13 protein-coding genes are annotated in these 15,947 nt (G+C 66.9%); 6 read left to right on the top strand and 7 right to left on the bottom strand.

Features of this window, described 5'->3' with window-relative positions; genetic code table 11:
• Positions 1-209 precede the first annotated feature (209 nt).
• The 3 genes from RIL96_RS10515 (at position 210) to RIL96_RS10505 (ending at position 3,285) form a co-directional block, all read left to right on the top strand.
• Positions 210-1,247, top strand: a complete 1,038-nt coding sequence (locus RIL96_RS10515) for a baeRF2 domain-containing protein (protein WP_310548979.1) — start codon at positions 210-212, stop codon at positions 1,245-1,247.
• A gap of 224 nt (positions 1,248-1,471) precedes the next feature.
• On the top strand, positions 1,472-2,305 hold the full coding sequence (locus RIL96_RS10510) for an electron transfer flavoprotein subunit beta/FixA family protein (RefSeq protein WP_310548978.1): 834 nt from the start codon (positions 1,472-1,474) through the stop codon (positions 2,303-2,305).
• Positions 2,302-3,285, top strand: a complete 984-nt coding sequence (locus tag RIL96_RS10505) for an electron transfer flavoprotein subunit alpha/FixB family protein (RefSeq protein ID WP_310548977.1) — start codon at positions 2,302-2,304, stop codon at positions 3,283-3,285. The genes RIL96_RS10510 and RIL96_RS10505 overlap by 4 nt, the downstream gene beginning before the upstream one ends.
• Positions 3,286-3,340: 55 nt before the next feature.
• Here the strand turns inward: RIL96_RS10505 and RIL96_RS10500 are convergent, their stop codons facing one another.
• Together RIL96_RS10500 and RIL96_RS10495 are read right to left on the bottom strand one after the other, a co-directional pair.
• Positions 3,341-4,438 (bottom strand): hypothetical protein, encoded by a 1,098-nt coding sequence (locus tag RIL96_RS10500; protein WP_310548976.1) that lies wholly within the window; start codon positions 4,436-4,438, stop codon positions 3,341-3,343.
• A 155-nt stretch (positions 4,439-4,593) separates the two neighbouring features.
• Positions 4,594-5,520, bottom strand: a complete 927-nt coding sequence (locus tag RIL96_RS10495; protein WP_310548975.1) for an AEC family transporter — start codon at positions 5,518-5,520, stop codon at positions 4,594-4,596.
• Positions 5,521-5,737: 217 nt separating this feature from the next.
• On the opposite strand from RIL96_RS10495, the gene RIL96_RS10490 reads away from it, so the two are divergent.
• Together RIL96_RS10490 and RIL96_RS10485 are read left to right on the top strand one after the other, a co-directional pair.
• On the top strand, positions 5,738-7,177 hold the full coding sequence (locus RIL96_RS10490; RefSeq protein WP_310548974.1) for a sugar porter family MFS transporter: 1,440 nt from the start codon (positions 5,738-5,740) through the stop codon (positions 7,175-7,177).
• Positions 7,178-7,246: 69 nt separating this feature from the next.
• Positions 7,247-8,491: a Gfo/Idh/MocA family protein gene (locus RIL96_RS10485; RefSeq protein ID WP_310548973.1), complete on the top strand. Its 1,245-nt coding sequence runs from the start codon at positions 7,247-7,249 to the stop codon at positions 8,489-8,491.
• Between the two features lie 96 nt (positions 8,492-8,587).
• Here the strand turns inward: RIL96_RS10485 and RIL96_RS10480 are convergent, their stop codons facing one another.
• From RIL96_RS10480 to RIL96_RS10470, 3 genes are read right to left on the bottom strand one after another with little or no spacing between them, the layout of a single operon-like run.
• The gene (locus RIL96_RS10480; RefSeq protein WP_310548972.1) at positions 8,588-9,133 is read right to left on the bottom strand and encodes a type 1 glutamine amidotransferase domain-containing protein; all 546 of its coding nucleotides are present in this window, start codon (positions 9,131-9,133) and stop codon (positions 8,588-8,590) included.
• Positions 9,134-9,150: 17 nt separating this feature from the next.
• Positions 9,151-10,023 carry a carbon-nitrogen hydrolase family protein gene (locus tag RIL96_RS10475; RefSeq protein WP_310548971.1) on the bottom strand — a complete coding sequence of 291 codons (873 nt, stop codon included), beginning with the start codon at positions 10,021-10,023 and terminating at the stop codon, positions 9,151-9,153.
• A gap of 12 nt (positions 10,024-10,035) precedes the next feature.
• On the bottom strand, positions 10,036-11,703 hold the full coding sequence (locus RIL96_RS10470; RefSeq protein WP_310548970.1) for a flavin monoamine oxidase family protein: 1,668 nt from the start codon (positions 11,701-11,703) through the stop codon (positions 10,036-10,038).
• 161 nt (positions 11,704-11,864) lie between these two features.
• On the opposite strand from RIL96_RS10470, the gene RIL96_RS10465 reads away from it, so the two are divergent.
• Positions 11,865-12,830, top strand: a complete 966-nt coding sequence (locus RIL96_RS10465; protein WP_310548969.1) for a C-terminal binding protein — start codon at positions 11,865-11,867, stop codon at positions 12,828-12,830.
• A gap of 90 nt (positions 12,831-12,920) precedes the next feature.
• Here RIL96_RS10465 and RIL96_RS10460 read toward each other — a convergent pair whose 3' ends face one another.
• A complete protein-coding gene (locus tag RIL96_RS10460; RefSeq protein ID WP_310548968.1) occupies positions 12,921-14,243 on the bottom strand; it encodes an enolase C-terminal domain-like protein in 1,323 nt (440 codons plus the stop codon).
• Entirely contained in the window at positions 14,240-15,859 is a 1,620-nt protein-coding gene (locus RIL96_RS10455) for an aldehyde dehydrogenase (NADP(+)) (protein ID WP_310548967.1), read from the bottom strand. Before RIL96_RS10455 ends, RIL96_RS10460 begins: the two co-directional genes overlap by 4 nt.
• Positions 15,860-15,947 lie beyond the last annotated feature (88 nt).

The following is a 15,947-nucleotide window of genomic DNA, read 5'->3' as shown; positions in this document are numbered from 1 at the left end:
ACGGTCGCCGGCTACCCGGCAAGCCCCTGACCTGGGGCGATATGCCATCCTCGGTGGCCAAAGGCCCCTCCGGGCCGATAGCCTCGCAGGAGAACGGACCACAGATCAGCGGCCCACCAGCCACCGCTGGAGATGGCGTCACCGCTTCGCCGCTGACCTTTCCCAAGTGATCAATCGATCTTCCCCGATCCGCACCAGGAGCCCACACGATGACGTTGGACGCACTGAAACCCCTTCTCGACACCGACGGCCCCTTCGCCACCGTCTATTTAGAATCCGGCTCCCCCACCGAGGACGCCGAGCATCAGATCCGGCTGCGCTGGGACCAGCTGCGAACTCAGCTGGCTGAGGCCGGAGCCGACGAGACCACGCTGGAGGCCCTCGACGCCGCGATCATGGTCGAGGACATCACTGAGGTCCAGGCCGACGGGCGCGTACTGGTCGCCGACGCGCAGAAGGTCCTGATGAACACCGCCTGGGACGCCACCCTCGGCGCGGGCGACGCCGCCCACTGGGCTGATCACCCGCAGCTCGGCGCCTACCTGCGCGAGCGCGCCTCCAGCGTGGATATGCTCGTCGCTATCACCGACCAAGAAGGGGCGGTGCTGCGTCGCGTCGTCGCCTCCCAGGAGCAGACGCTGAACGAACTGGAACGCGAGGTCAGCGGCTCGTCGAACGCACCGGTGCAGAAACCCACTGAAGGCGCGTTCTCCACCATCCAGAACCGCTCTGATGAGGCCGTGAAACGCAACGCCAAGGACATCGCCGAGTCCCTGGACCGCATCGCCCGGCGTCGCCGCCCGGACGTCTTCGTCCTCGCCGGAGAGGTGCAGGGCCGCAGCGCACTGCGCGAGGGGCTCTCCCCCGAGCTGCAGGAGATCCTGGTCGAGACCGACCGGGGCGGCGCTGAGGACGACGGCGCCGAAGAGGCCCTGAGCCAGGAGCTGGGGCGGATCGCCGCCGCCTACGCCGAGCAGTCTGTTGGAGACACCCACGGCCGGTTCGAGCAGGCCAAGGCGCACAACCAAGCCGTCGAGGGCGCCGAGGCCGTGGCCCGGGCCGCGCAGATGGGCGCCATCGACACTCTGGTGCTGCACACCGAGCACCCCGGTCAGGATGAGGCCCGGCTGCTCGCCGCAGCCGCACAGATCGACTCCTCCCTCGGGCTGGTCAGCTCCGAGCTGCAGGACGGCATCGCGGCGATCCTCCGGTTCGAGGCCCCCGATGAGCTGACCTCGTCAACCTGAGAACCTGCCGGATAGGCCGGGGAACCTGCCGGAAGCAGCTGCGCTGTGATGACCGGCACCTGGATCCGTGACACCATAGCTGCACAGCCGTCCGTCGGTACCGCCCGGCCGAGCCTGGCTCGGCCGGGCGGTATGCGCGGGCGGGGGCCATCGGCTGCGTCCGGTAGACGACGCCTGATGGTCCAGTGACGGCACATCCATCGGAGGGAGGCGAGTCCAGCACCATGCCAGAATCGGCGGCTGCGACGCCTTTGCACATCATCGTCCTGGTCAAGTGGGTCCCTGACTACCAGCTGGAGCGGCGGATCGCCGAGGATCAGCGCATCGATCGCTCCGGCGGGGTGCTCAGCGAGCTCGACGAGTACCCGCTCGAGGCCGCCCTGCAGATCCGTGAGGCCACTGAGCGTCCCGTGCGGGTCACCGCGCTGACCGTTGGGCCCGCCGGCGCCTCCGCTGCGGCGAAGAAGGCCCTGCAGATCGGCGCGGATGACGCCTTCCACCTCAACGATGACGCCCTGGCAGGCGCCGACGTCGCCGCCACCTCCACAGCCCTGCGCGCGGCAGTGGAGCAGGCCTTCGCCTCCGGCGATGAGGACACCGAGGCTGACGCCGAGGCCGCACGGCTGGTGCTCACCGGCATGGCCTCCGACGACGGCGAGACCTCCGCAGTGCCCGCGCAGCTGGCTGAGCGGCTGGGCGTCTCGCTGGTCACCCAGGCCACCGGCATCTCCGTCGAGGGCGAGGCCGTCGTCGTCGACCGCATCTCCGCCTCCGAGCAGCAGAAGGTGCGTGCCGGGCTGCCGGCGGTGCTCTCGGTGACCGATCAGGCCAATGACCCGCGCTACCCGAACTTCAAGGCCATCATGGCGGCGAAGAAGAAGCCCACAACCACGTGGGCGCTGGCGGACCTCGGCCTCTCCGCCGCCGACGTCGCCTCGAAGACGCAGGTGGCGACGGCGGACCCGCGCCCGCCGCGCGAGGCCGGGGAGATCATCACCGATGACGGTGAGGCCGGGAAGAAGATCGTCGAGTTCCTCGCAAAGGAGCGTGTGCTGTGAGTGCTGTGCTGGTGTTCTTCGACGCGGTGCCCGAGACGCTGAGCTCGGGTCAGCAGGAGCTGCTGACCCTGGCCGCTTCCTTGGGTGAGACCCATGTGGTCACCGGGACGGCCGAGCCCGCAGCGGCCCTGGCCTATCAGGGCATCGAGGCGGTGTGGACCGGATCTGAGGAGATCGCTGCGCCGGATCCGGCGCTGGTGGACCTGCTGGAGACCGCGGTGCAGCAGTCCGGCGCCGCCGTCGTGCTCGGCGCGGATACGGCGGACTCCACCGATGCGTTGGCCCGGCTGGCGGTGCGGCTCGATGCCGGGCTGATCACCGACGCCGTCGGCATCGAGGGCGACGCCTCGGCCGGGGCGGCGGGGCTGAGCGTGCACAAATCCGTGCTGGCCGGCAGCTACACCACCTCAGCGCGGGTGCTTCAGGGCCCGCTGGTGGCCACGGTGAAGCCGAACGCGGTGGAGGCCGATCTCGCCCAGGGCGCGGTGCCGGAGGTGACGGCTCTGCCGGTGTCGGCGTCCGGTGCTGGTAGCGGCGCTGGCGCTGGTACCGGTGCTGGTGGTGTGGAGGTTCTGGAGCGTACGGAGCTGGAGGCCTCTGAGCGTCCGGCGCTGACCGAAGCGCGGATCGTCGTGGCCGGGGGCCGCGGCGTGGACGGGAACTTCGGCCCGCTGGAGGAGCTCGCCGATGTGCTCGGTGCGGCGATCGGCGCCTCCCGCGCGGCCACTGATGCCGGGTGGATCGACCACGCCGCGCAGGTGGGGCAGACCGGGGTGACCGTCTCCCCGCAGCTCTACCTCTCCGCCGGGATCTCCGGGGCGGTGCAGCAGCGCGCAGGGATGCAGACCGCGCAGACCATTGTGGCGATCAACAAGGATGAGGACGCGCCAGTGTTCGAGATCGCGGACTTCGGCGTCGTCGGGGACCTGTTCGAGGTGATCCCGCAGATGGTGGAAGAACTCCGCCGCCGCACCTCCTAAGTATCGAGAATCCCTGGCTTTGTGAGTAATCCCGCCGTATGTACAGCGGGATTACTCACAAAGTGCGGGAAACATGCGGGCGGGGCACCCCGGCCCGTAGCAGAATCTCCGGCAGCCGCCGCTGATGCACCATCTGACCCCAGGTCCAACGCACGACGCGATGCCCCAGGGCCCGGAGCTCATCCTCACGGACTTTCTCCTCCTCGACGACGCGCGCCGGGGTCAGCCCGGAGAAGTCGCGCGAGCGCGAGTACTTCTCCATCCCGTCGAACTCACCGATGAGGCCGACCTCCGGCCAGAAGAAGTCCACCCGCACGAGCCGCCCATCGGGCATGCGAATCTTCTTCTGGGTCTGCGGCACCTGGAAACCTGCCTCCAGCATCAGGATGCGGGACACCGACTCCCCCGCCGATTCGGCCCCAGGATCGGCGAGCTGCCACGCATTCTTCCACCGCCGCATCACCGCGTCACTGGCCCACGGCAGCATCGCCTCCTCGACCTCCCGCTGGCTGATCGCCGGACCGCAGCGCGCGCTCGAACGCGCGGCGTCGAGAACCACTGCGCTTTCCACCGCCGTCATCCGCGGGACCGTGTCACCGAGGACATGGATCAGCGATTCCGCCATGAGCCCCTGGTCGTCCAAGTGCAGGGCAGGCCGGTGAAAGGGGCGACGACGGCGGCCAGCCCCGCCGGCGACGAGGACTTTCTTCACCGCCGGGGGCACCAGATCACGTTCCTGAAGGCCGCGGCCCTGCGGCCCGCCGTCCTCATGCCGGGCCAGCACATTCCGGCTCACCGCAGGCGAGACCATCTGCTGGGCACGACGGCGCCCGGTGTTCGAGCGGCTGCCGGTGCGGACGTGGACGTACTGCGGCGCCCTGAGCAGGGGGAAGCCGTGCAGTGACAGGGCCGTCTCCCGGCAGAAGACCGCGCCTGGTTGGGTGAGCGCGTGAGCCCGCGTTGTCAGGAGGTGGCGGGTCCACGGAGCGGCGCTGAGCCAAAGGCTGGGGTCGACGTAGACGCCCCGGTCCAGGCGCAGCAGTTCTCCGCGGGCGTTCGCGTCGCTGAGTCGCCGACGTCGACGGCCGCCGTCGTCGTTGCCGCGGACGCTGATGAGCCCGTCGGTCAGGGTGGTGTCCGATGTCTGGTGCATCCCTCGAGCATCGCTGACTCGTGTCAGGTGTGCAGGTTCACCCGTGGCTTCTGTGGATAACTCACCCTGAGGCCGCAACAATCCCTGGGATTGTGAGGAATCCCGCGGCATGTTCCACGGGATTCCTCACAAAGCCAGGGATTCTCGATAGGGGTTTAGGCGCCGAGGAGCCAGGCGGCAAGCATGACTGCCGGCAGGGACAGCACCGACGTCGCGAACGTGATGTCCTTGGCAGTAGTGGTCGGCATCCCGTGATGCGCGGCGAAGATGAACACGTTCTGCGCAGTCGGCAACGCACCCATCGCCACCACACCCAGCAGCTCCGCACCGCTCAGCCCGAACACCGGACCACCCAGCACCCACGCGGCCACCGGCATCACCGCCAGTTTGCAGAAGATCCCGACGACGTCGTCACCGATCGCGCTGCGCTCAGCGAAAGGCCGCTGCTGGGCCAGCGCAATGCCGAAAGCCAGCAGCATCAACGGGATCGACGACTGCCCGATCATCGTGACCGGCTCCCACAGCATCTCCGGCGGACGCCACCGCGCCAACGACAGGACCGCCCCGACCACCACACCCAGGGTGATCGGGTTCAACACCGAGCGGACGATAGTCCCCGCCCGACGCCGCGCACTGGTCTCCCCGGACTCCGCCCCGCGGATCAGCCCGAACACCGTGATGTAGAGCGGCGCAAGGAACAGCAGCTGCGCCAACAGCACGGCCACCACCGGCGCCGTTGAACCGACGACGTACAGAGCGATCGGCACACCCATATTCCCCGCGTTCGCGTACGAAGCCGACATCGCCCCGACGGCGATCTGCGCCCGCGAGCGCCGCGCCAACACCCCGTACAGGGTGAACACCGCCGCGGAAATCAGCGCCAGGGCCAGCGCCAGAGGCGTGTAGATACCGGCCACCGCGCGGACGTCAGTATCAGCGACGACGGTCACCATCAGCAGCGGATTCGCGATGAAGTACACCAGCGGCGTGATGCCGGTGCGCATCTTCTGCGCCGTCTCCGGGGCGAGCAGACAGGCGACCACCCCGATGACCACGGGAACGGCGATGACGCTGAACCCCATCAGCACGCCATCCATAGACTTCCACACCCTCCAGAACTTTCCGAACGCTCGGCCCACCATCGTAGACCTCTCACAGGGGAAACGGGGGACTGGGTCTGTTCCTCCCACCTCATGAGATCAAACGAGGAATACTACGAATGTCTAGACATATAAGAATTATATGGCTAGCGTGAGTCGCATCACATGAAGCAGGACACTGAACGAGCATGAGGTCCCCATGGCACAGCGAACAACGACCAATCTCTCCCCTGCCTCACACAGGTCAGGCAGGCGACGAAGCGCACTCATCATCTACATCTTCGGCGCGCTGGGCGGACTCAACTGGGGCTACGACACCGGAGTCATCTCTGCCGCCCTGATCTACCTCCGCCAAGACTTCAACCTCACCAGTTGGGCCGAAGGCTGGGTCACCACGGGACTGATCATCGGCGCTGTCATCGGCGCGGCAGTCGGCGGCCGCCTGGCCGACAAATACGGCCGCTGGAAAGTCCTCCTGGTCACTGCCGTGCTCCTGACGCTCTCCCCACCGGGCATGGCCTGGGCTCCGGAAGAATTCAGTCTGTTCATCTTCCGCTTCATCGCAGGCCTGGGAGCAGGACTGACCGCGGTTATCCTTCCTGTATATCTTTCCGAGATCGCTCCGGCACGGATCAGGGGGCGCGTCACCGGCCTCTACGCTCTCTCCATCGTGATCGGACAGTTCCTCGGGTTCCTCATCGGCATGGTCTTTGCCCCCTTGGAGTCATGGCGGTGGATGCTCGGATTCTCCGTCTTCCCCAGCATCTTGTTCACCGTGGGGCTGCTGTTCATCTGGGAAACACCACGCTGGCTGGTACTCAAAGGCCGGGATGACGAGGCCATGGACGTGCTCCTCTACGACCGCACTCAGGAGGAGGCCGAGCGTGAATATACGGAGATCCGACTCACTCACGAAGCCGAACAGGCCTCAGGCAGCAGGACTGCCCTGGAGGTTCTACGTGAGCCCTGGGTCCGCCCCATCCTCATCGTCGGCATCGGCATCGCCATGCTGTGCCAGTTCATGGGGATCAACACGATCATCTACTACGCTCCGACCGTCCTGCAGAACGTAGGATTCGACGATCAGGCCGCGATCGCGTCGAACCTCATCATCGGTGTGCTCAATATTCTGGCTATCTGGATCGCCCTGGTCTACACAGATCGCTGGGGCCGTAAGCCGCTGATGCTGGCAGGAGCCGCAGGCACCTTCCTGAGCCTCGGCGTGCTGGCACTCACCAACCTCACACAACCGGTTCCCGACGGGTTCGGAATCGTCGGGATCATCACACTGAGCTGTATCGCTCTCTACGTCTTCCTCTTCCAGATGAGCTGGGGAGGCATGACATGGGTCATCCTCGGCGAACTATTCCCGCTCGGAATCCGCGGGCCGGCCATGGCCCTGGCAACGACTCTGCTCTGGTTCGCCAACGGAGTCGTCGCACTCAGCTTCCCTCCGCTGCTGGAAGCAGTCGGGGTGGGATGGTTGTTCGCCGGGTTCTCCGTCGTCTGCTTCATCGCCCTCATCTTCACCATCAGCGCCCTTCCCGAGACCAAAGGAAAGTCGCTTGAGCAGATCAAGGCGACCTTCCGCAATACCGCCGGGATGCCGGTTATCCCGACACCGAAACGGATGCGATGACGGCACCCGTCCTCGCCCCACGGCATGGACCCCACAGCATCTCCTGGGCACCACAGAAAGGAACTCCCCATGGTTGAGACACACACTGAGAACACCACCCCTGCCACTGCCGACTCCGCCGCGGCTGAACGACCGCTCGGCGTGGCGGTCATCGGCGCGGGAATGGCTGGGGCAGCTCATGCTGCCGCCTGGCGTTCGGCCACCACCGTCAAAGCGCCATTCGGCCGTGACGTGAGGCTCGTGGCCATCGCTGATATCGCAGAGCCCCTGGCTCAGAGTGTTGCCGGGCGCTACGGCTATGAGCGCACTGTCTCGGACTGGCGGGAGCTGTGTGACGCTGACGACGTCGATATCGTCTCAGTCGTGGTGGCGAATAAGCTGCATCGGGAGATCGTCGAGGCGCTGGTCCAGGCGGGGAAACACGTGCTGTGCGAGAAGCCGCTCAGTGATTCCCTGGAGGATGCCCGGGCGATGGCTCAGACGGCGCGCGCGGCTGAGTCGGTGGTGCGCATCGGTTTCACCTTCCGCCGCGCACCCGGGCTGGCGACGCTCCGACAGCTCATCACCGACGGGACTCTGGGCGAGGTCGTTCACATCAACGGCAGGTATTACGCTGACTACAGCTGCGACCCCGACGCACCCATGACGTGGCGGTACCGAGGAGAGCAAGGGTCGGGGTCGCTGGCGGACCTCGGCAGTCACATGCTCTACGCCGCGGAGTTCCTGGCCGGACCTATCCGCGCCGTCGCCGGCGGACGGTTCCGCACCGTCATTGCGGAGCGCCATCTGCCGCTCAGGGCTACCGTCGGGCATGGAAAGGTCGCCCTGAGTGACGAGACGGAAACAGTGACCAATGATGACTGGGCCGGGTTCATCGCAGAGTTCGACGACGCCTCCGGCACCTTCGAAACCTCACGCATCGCGCACGGCCACCCCAATGGTCTGCGATTCGAAGTCAACTGCGTCAAAGGAGCCGCCGTCTGGGATCAGGCGACGCCCGACGAAGTGCGCATCTACCACGACGATGCTAGCGGGCGAGCATCGTGGGGCAACGGCTTCCGGACGATCAAACTCGGCGCTGAGCATCCTTACGTCGCAGACGGTTTCGCGATGGCGGCCCCCGGGATCGGCTTCGGCCACAATGACAGCTTCGTCTTCCAGGCGCGGGCCTTCCTCGAGGAGGTCACCCAGGAGGCGGAGGATACAACCTGGCCGGTCAACGCCTCCTTCGATGAGGGACTCCGGAACATGGAGATCATCGAAGCAGTCGCCGAATCTGCACGGCAGAACGGCTCACTGGTGACCGTCTCCTGACCCGAGGCTCCGCAAGACGGACCTGACGACCGGCAAAGAACTGGGTTCGGGCATTCTGGTCAAGAATGCCCGAACCCAGTAGGACGAGAGATTCCCTCACCCCGCGACGGCCTGCACGACTGCGTCGTTGAACGCCTCGAGGTCCGCCGGAGTGCGGGAGGTGATCAGCTGGCCGTCGATCACCACCGGCTCATCCACCCACTCAGCACCGGCATTGACCAGGTCAGAGCGGACGTTGCCCACCGAGGTGAGACGGCGCCCGGCCACCTGATCGATCTCGATGAGCAGCCAGGGCCCGTGACAGATGGCCGCCACCGGCTTTCCGGCCTCGAAGAACCCGCTCGCAAAGGCCTGCGCCTGCTCATCGGCCCGGAGGGTATCCGCGTTGAGCGTGCCGCCGGGCAGCACCAGCGCATCGAACTGATCAGCGGCGACAGAACCGAGCTGGGCGTCGACGTCGAAGTGGTCGGCGTGCTCCCAGTCGCCCTGCATCGCCTGCAGCGACTCAGCCTTCGGCGAGACGATGGTCACCGTGCCGCCCGCTGCTTCTACCGCAGCCTTGGGACTGGCCAGCTCCGGCTGTTCGACTCCGTCAGTCAGCAGGAAGGCCACCTTCTTGCCGGTCAGACTCTGCTCAGCCATAGCAACGCTCCTCTCGATCATGTGCACAGCCATCGGACGATGCCGACGGCTCTCTCACCTGCGTCAACGGAGTGCCCCATCCGATCATTCCTGCCCCAGCCGAAAAGATCACGCCGCCGATCCGCCAGGTAGTCGTTCTCCGCGCGCACGGCGCCGATCGCCGCCAGATCGACGTCGACGACCACCAGCTCCGCACCGCGGCCCGCCGCACCCAGCACCGCGCCGTCGGGGCCGACGATCTCACTGAGCCCGTTGTATTCGAACAGCGCGTCCTGCCCTGTGTGGTTGGCGTAGACGACGAACACCTGATTCTCCGCGGCGCGTGCAGGCACCAGCAGCTGCTGGACCACATCGATGCCGACCATATTCGCCGTGGGCACACACAGCAGCTCAGCCCCGGCAGAGGCCAACGCACGTGCTGTCTCCGGGAACTCGATGTCATAGCAGATCGCCGTCGCCACGCTGGTCCCCCGCCAGCTGGCCGGGACCGGGACGGTGTCCCCACGGGTGAACTGCGCGACGTCGACGTCGCCGAACATATGCATCTTCCGGCCACCGGTGAGCCGCCGGCCGTGCTCATCGATGAACGATGCCGTGTTGTAGACGGCCTCCCCCTCACGCTCCGGGTGCCCCAGGCACAGCGCCAGACCGTGCTCCCGGGCGATCTCACCGACCCGGGTCAGGGCGGGGCCGTCCAGTGGCTCGGCAAGCCTCGCCACAGCCTCAGCACCGATCCCGTAGCCGGTCAGGATCATCTCCGGCAGCACCAGCAGATCCGCGCCGGCGGCTGCAGCCTGGGTCGCGAGGCGTTCCACGGTCTGAAGATTCGCGGAGACGTCACCGGCCACGCTGGCGCACTGACCAGCAGCCACACGCAACACCTGGTTCATGACCCACCCCTTTCACGGTGATAACTCGATGGGCCCCAGCTCCGCGTAGCGGTCTCCGGGCCCGGGATTCTTCGGATCTGAGGCGCCGCCGAGGTGATCGACGATCCCCCAGACCGCGTTCAACGCCGTCTGCACAGCACCTTCAGCCCACGCGGGAGTGAAGGAGACGTCATCCCCGGCCAGGAAGATACCTTTCTCTGCCTCCGGGAGACCGGCCTGCATGAAGTGCCGGTACATGCGCTCGTTGTACCGGTAGTGGCCCGGCAGCGCACCCTTGAACGCGCCGAGGAAGTACGGGTCGGACTCCCAGGAGACCGTGACGGGGTCGCCGATGATGTGGGAACGGACGTCGACGTCGGGGTAGATCTTCTCCAGCGCCTCCAACGCGAGATCAGCCCGGCGCCGGGAGGTATGCGGCAGCATCTTCAACGCATCGGACATCCACGAGTAGCTCAGGCAGATCACCGCCGGATCATCCGGCCCGTCCTCGAAGAAGTAGGTGCCCCGGGTGAGCCTGTTGGTGAGCGTCATGGACATGGTCTCGCGCCCGGTGGCCTGATCGACGTCGCGCCAGAAGGGCCGGTCCACTTTCACGAAAGTCTTCGAGGACTGCATGTACCGGGTCCGGTCCAGCGCCATCCACAGATCCTGGGAGAACAGCTCCTCCTCAACCTGCACCTGCGTGGTGAGCAGCCACGACTGACAGGTGGCCAGCACTGTGCGGTAGTGACGGGTGGTGCTCGCGGAGTCGACGACGGCGAGCTTCCCATCAGCTGCGCGGCTCACCCGGTCCACCCCGCCGTAGGGGGCGCCGCCGTGCAGGGAGGCCAGCGAAGTCCCGGAGGGCCAGTGGACCGCGTCATCGACCTCACGTTCCCAGAGCCCGCGGGGCAGCTGCTCGACCCCGCCGCGGATCAGGTGCTGGTCGTCGTCGAACTCGCAGGCGGCGACCCGCAGAATCTCCAGCATTGAGTTGGGGAAATCGGAGTCCCACCCGCCGGTGCCGAAACCGACCTGCCCGAAGACCTCTCTGTGGCGGAAGCTCAACCGCGAGAATTCGGGTGAGGAGGCGATGAATTCGTAGAAGCTGTGGTCGTCCCAGCGGGGCACCAGGTGATCCCAGATCCGCTTGACAGCCTGCGGGTCTCTGCGGCGCATCGCATCCTGCAGCTCGCCCAGGTGCAGCACCGACTCCAGGGCACCGTCCCAGGCCTCGGCGATCTCACGGAACAGCGGAGGCAGGTCCTCAATGCTGCGGGCGTACCAGGATTCCCCGCCCAGCTCGATGACGGTGGAGCCTGCGGCCTCGGTCAGCGGGTTCGGGAAGGGCGCGGTCTGCAGGCCGAGCATGTCGACGTAGTGGAAGAACGCCGCCGAGGACCGTGGGAAGCGCATCCCACCGAGTTCGGCGATGGTGTCAGTGTCATAGCCGAAGGGCTCGGAGCGGAGGCGACCACCGAGACGGGAGGCCTCGTAGATCACCGGACGTAGCCCCAGCCGCATCAGTTCATAGGCGGCGACGATCCCGGCGATCCCGGCACCGATGACGGCCACCTCCTCCCCTCTGCGGCCCTCGGGGACGGCTCCCAGCCCCGCCGGGTGGTTCAGCCACTCGTCGTAGGGGAACGGGAAATCCGGGCCGAAGGCAGTCAGCGGCCGTGCATGTGCTCCATCGCTCATCACCTTCGCGATGCTAGCAGGGTGGGTATCGGGCTCTGCCCGATCGGTATCGGCAAACCGTTGACCGGGCAGGTCGCACCCAGAAGGATCGATGATGTGAAGTCAACGGTGATACCACAAGATCCACACCGTACCGGCAGTATCAGCGGGGAGATCACAATATGAGGCACGTCGTCGTCACTGACCACAAATTCTCGTCCCTCGAGCGGGAAAGGACGATCGCTGAGCAGGCAGGAGCCTCATTCACCGTCCATCAGGCGACCACTGAGGATGAGCTCCTGCAGATCACGCAGGGGGCTGACGTGCTGCTCGTCAGTCAGGCCCCCATCACCGCACAGGTCCTTTCCGGGCTCGCCCCTGAGGCGACGGTGGTGCGTTACGGTATCGGCGTCGAAACGGTGCACTTAGACGCCGCACGCCGGCTCGGGGTGCGCGTGTGCAACGTTCCCGACTACGGTGCCGAGACCGTCGCAGACCACACCATCACCCTCGCACTGGCCTCGATCCGTCGCATTGTCGAATTCGACCATCTGGTGCGCACCTCAAAGGGTGGATGGGTCCACGCGGGCCAGACAGAGCCGATCCCCTCACTCTCCGAGATGACAGTGGGACTCATCGGCGTCGGCCAGATCGGCACGATGGTGGCTCGCAGGTTTCAAGCCTTCAACAGCCGTGTCATCGCCGCTGACCCCTATGCCGACCCTCGCCTCTTGGCCGAGGCCAGCATCGAGTTGGCTGAGATGCCTGAACTGCTCGCACAGGCCGATCTGATTTCGCTGCACACTCCGCTGACGCCAGATACCCATCATTTGCTGAACGAGGAGACAGTGAGCAGGACCAAGGAAGGCGCCATCCTGGTCAACACCGCCCGAGGCGGCCTGGTCGATACGGTAGCCGCTGCTGACCTCGTCTCACGTGGGCACCTGGGTGCCCTCGCCTTCGACGTCTTCGACCCGGAACCCCTAGGGGCCGATCATCCGCTCCGCGAAGCACCCCGTACGATCCTGACTCCCCACGCTGCGTTTTACTCTGAGCGCTCAGTCCGGAACCTCCAGCGTCTCGCCGCTGAAGAGATGGGCCGTGCACTGCGCGGAGAGACGCTACGCTGCGAGGTCAGATACGGCTGAGGCCGACCCATGGGGTCGGCCTCAGCTCTCTTACAATCGTCTGCTGACACGGTCGACACCCCGCGTGTCAGCCGTGGCCCAACGCCCGCCTCAGCGCACCAGTGCGGGCCGTTTCGGATCGAACTGCCAGCCGGGGATCAGATACTGCATCGCCACGGCGTCGTCACGGACACCGAGATCATGGCTGACGTACAGCTCATGGGCTTGCTGCAGCCGGTCCCGGTCCAGCTCCACGCCCAATCCGGGGGCCTGAGGCACAGCCACTTCGCCGTCGCGGATCTGCGGCGGAGCCTGGGTCAGGGGCTCGCCATCCTGCCAGATCCAGTGGGTGTCCAGAGCCGTGATCTCCCCCGGTGCGGCGGCACCGGCGTGGGTGAACATCGCCAGGGAGATGTCGAAGTGGTTGTTCGAGTGCGAGCCCCAGGTCAAACCGAAATCATGGCACATCTGAGCAACCCGGACCGAGCCGGCCATCGTCCAGAAGTGCGGGTCGGCCAGCGGGATGTCGACGGCGGCACCGCGGACGGCGTGGGCCATCTCCCGCCAGTCGGTCGCGCACATATTCGTCGCCGTCGGCAGCCCGGTGGCGCGCCGGAACTCCGCCATCGTCTCCCGGGCAGAGAACCGACCCTCCGCGCCGCAGGGGTCCTCAGCGTAGGCGACGATGCCCTGCAGCCGGCGGCCCAGACGGATCGCGTCCTCCAGCAGCCAGCCCGCATTGGGGTCAAGGGTGACCCGCGCCTCCGGGAAGGCCTCGTGCAGCGCGGTGACCACCTCGACTTCGGCGTCGCCGTCGAGGACACCGCCCTTGAGCTTGAAATCGCGGAACCCGTAGCGCTGCTGGGCAGCACGGGCCAGCTCCACGACACCCTCGGCGTCCATAGCCGCCTCGTTCCGGCGCTTCTTCCAGGCATCGCCGGCAGGTTCGCGACGATACGCCAGATCTGTCTGATCGGGGTCGCCGACGAAGAAGAGATAGCCCAGCATCGGCACCGTCTCGCGCTGCTGCCCCTCACCCAGGAGTTCGGCGACGGGCACGCCGAGGTGTTGTCCGTGCAGATCCAGCAGCGCAGACTCCAACGCGGTGACGGCGTGGACAGTGGTGCGCAGGTCGAAGGTCTGCTGACCACGACCTCCGGCGTCGAGATCGGCGAACTGCGCCGAGACCTCACGCAGCATGGAACGATAATCTGCGATCGGCCGGCCGATCAGACGCCGCCCACCGGCCTCGATGGTGCGAGCGATCGGTTCCCCTCCGGGGACCTCGCCGAGACCGGTGCGCCCGTCAGAGTCGGTGAGGATGACGATGTTCCGCGTGAACAGCGGTCCGTGAGCACCTGAGAGGTTCAGCAGCATCGAGTCGTGACCGGCGACGGGGACGACCTCGACCTCGGCGAGGGTGGGGCGGTTCATCGGTTTCCTCCTTCGGCCAGTACCGTGCGTCCCTCGACCCGGCGGTCCAGCTGCCACGGGTTCTCGTCCTGCACCGGCTCCGGGCGCAGGCCTGCGGGCAGGTTCTGGTAGACGATCGGCCGGAGGAACCGCTCGATGGCGGCGGTGCCCACCGAGGTGGAGCGGCCGTCCGAGGTCGCCGGGAAGGGACCGCCGTGGACCATGGCATCGCCGACGTCGACGCCGGTGGGCCATCCGCCCACCAGGATCCGGCCGACCCGCAGCTCCAGGCCGGTGAGCAGCTGCTGAGCCAGCTCGAGGTCAGCCGCATCGGACTCATCGAAGTGCAGAGTGGCCGTGAGCTGACCTTCAAGTCCCTCCACTACAGAGTTCAGGTCCTCCGCAGAGTCGTAGCGCACCACCAGGCAGACCGCACCGAAGATCTCCTCGGAGAGCTCCGGCTCAGCCAGATAGCTGGTGACGTCTGTCGTGTAGACCGCCGGGGCCGGAGCGTTCTCCGTGCCGCCGTCCTGTCCGCGGCCGACCGGCTCCACGGCGGTGAGACCGGTCAGACGCTGCTCCCCCTCATGGCGGGAAGCGCAGATGCTGGGGGTCAGCATCGTGACACCCACAGCGGCCTGGACCTTCTCCGCCACACGAGCGACGAAGGCATCTGCCGCTTCACCGCGGGGAACGAAGAGCAGCCCCGGAGCGGTGCAGAGCTGACCGGCCGAACCGTTCAGAGAGGTCACGAAACCCTCGGCGAGTGCCTCGATGCGGTCCTCAGTCACAGCAGAGTCCAGCACGAAGATCGGGTTCACCGAGCTCATCTCCGCATACACCGGGATCGGCTCAGGCCGTGCTGCCGCAGTGGCCATCAGTGAGGTGCCGCCGCTGCGCGACCCGGTGAATCCGACGGCGCGGATGTGCGGATCGGCGACCAGCTGCTGGCCGACCTCACGGCCACGCCCGTAGACCAGGGAGAACACTCCCGGGTGCAGATCATGCGCGCGCACGGCCTCGCTCACCGCCTGGCCCACCAGCTGCCCGGTGCCCGGGTGCGCGTTATGCGCCTTGAATACCACGGGGCAGCCGGCTGCCAGCGCGGAGGCAGTGTCACCGCCGGCCACGGAGAAGGCCAGCGGGAAGTTCGAGGCGCCGAACACTCCAACCGGGCCCAACGGGATCCTCCGCTGACGCAGGTCCGGGCGCGGCAGCGGAGTGCGGTCCGGCAGCGCCGGCTCAAGGCGCACCCCGTGGTGGTCGCCTGCGGCGGAGACCTTCGCGAAGAGACGCAGCTGATTCACCGTGCGGGCCAGCTCACCCTGCAAGCGTGCCTCCGGCAGGCCGGTCTCGGTCATGGCCACGGCGACGATCTCAGCACCGCGGGCCTCGATCCGCTCAGCGGCGGTGGTGAGGAACTCTGCACGCTGCTGCGGGGTCAGCGCACGGTAGGAGGCGAAGGCCTCGGCGGCCTGAGCGGTCGCCTCCTGGAGCTGACCCTCGCCCAGAAGAGTGAACTCAGGCCCGGTCTCCACTCCGGCGGCGGGGTCGATGGCGCGAACGGCACCGCCGGTGCCCGTCACAGGCTCTCCGGCGATCAGGGAATGGTACGTCGTCTCATGCAGGGCGGTCATCGGTGGGTCCTCCTTGAGGAATCGGGGTCTCGCCTCGGACGTCTCAGGTGAAGCGGATGTTCAGGGGATCGAGGGCAGGCCGGCTGGG

This window comes from Nesterenkonia aerolata (genome assembly GCF_031470965.1).
Lineage (GTDB): Bacteria > Actinomycetota > Actinomycetes > Actinomycetales > Micrococcaceae > Nesterenkonia > Nesterenkonia aerolata.
This window is presented reverse-complemented; position numbering and strand designations above follow the sequence as displayed.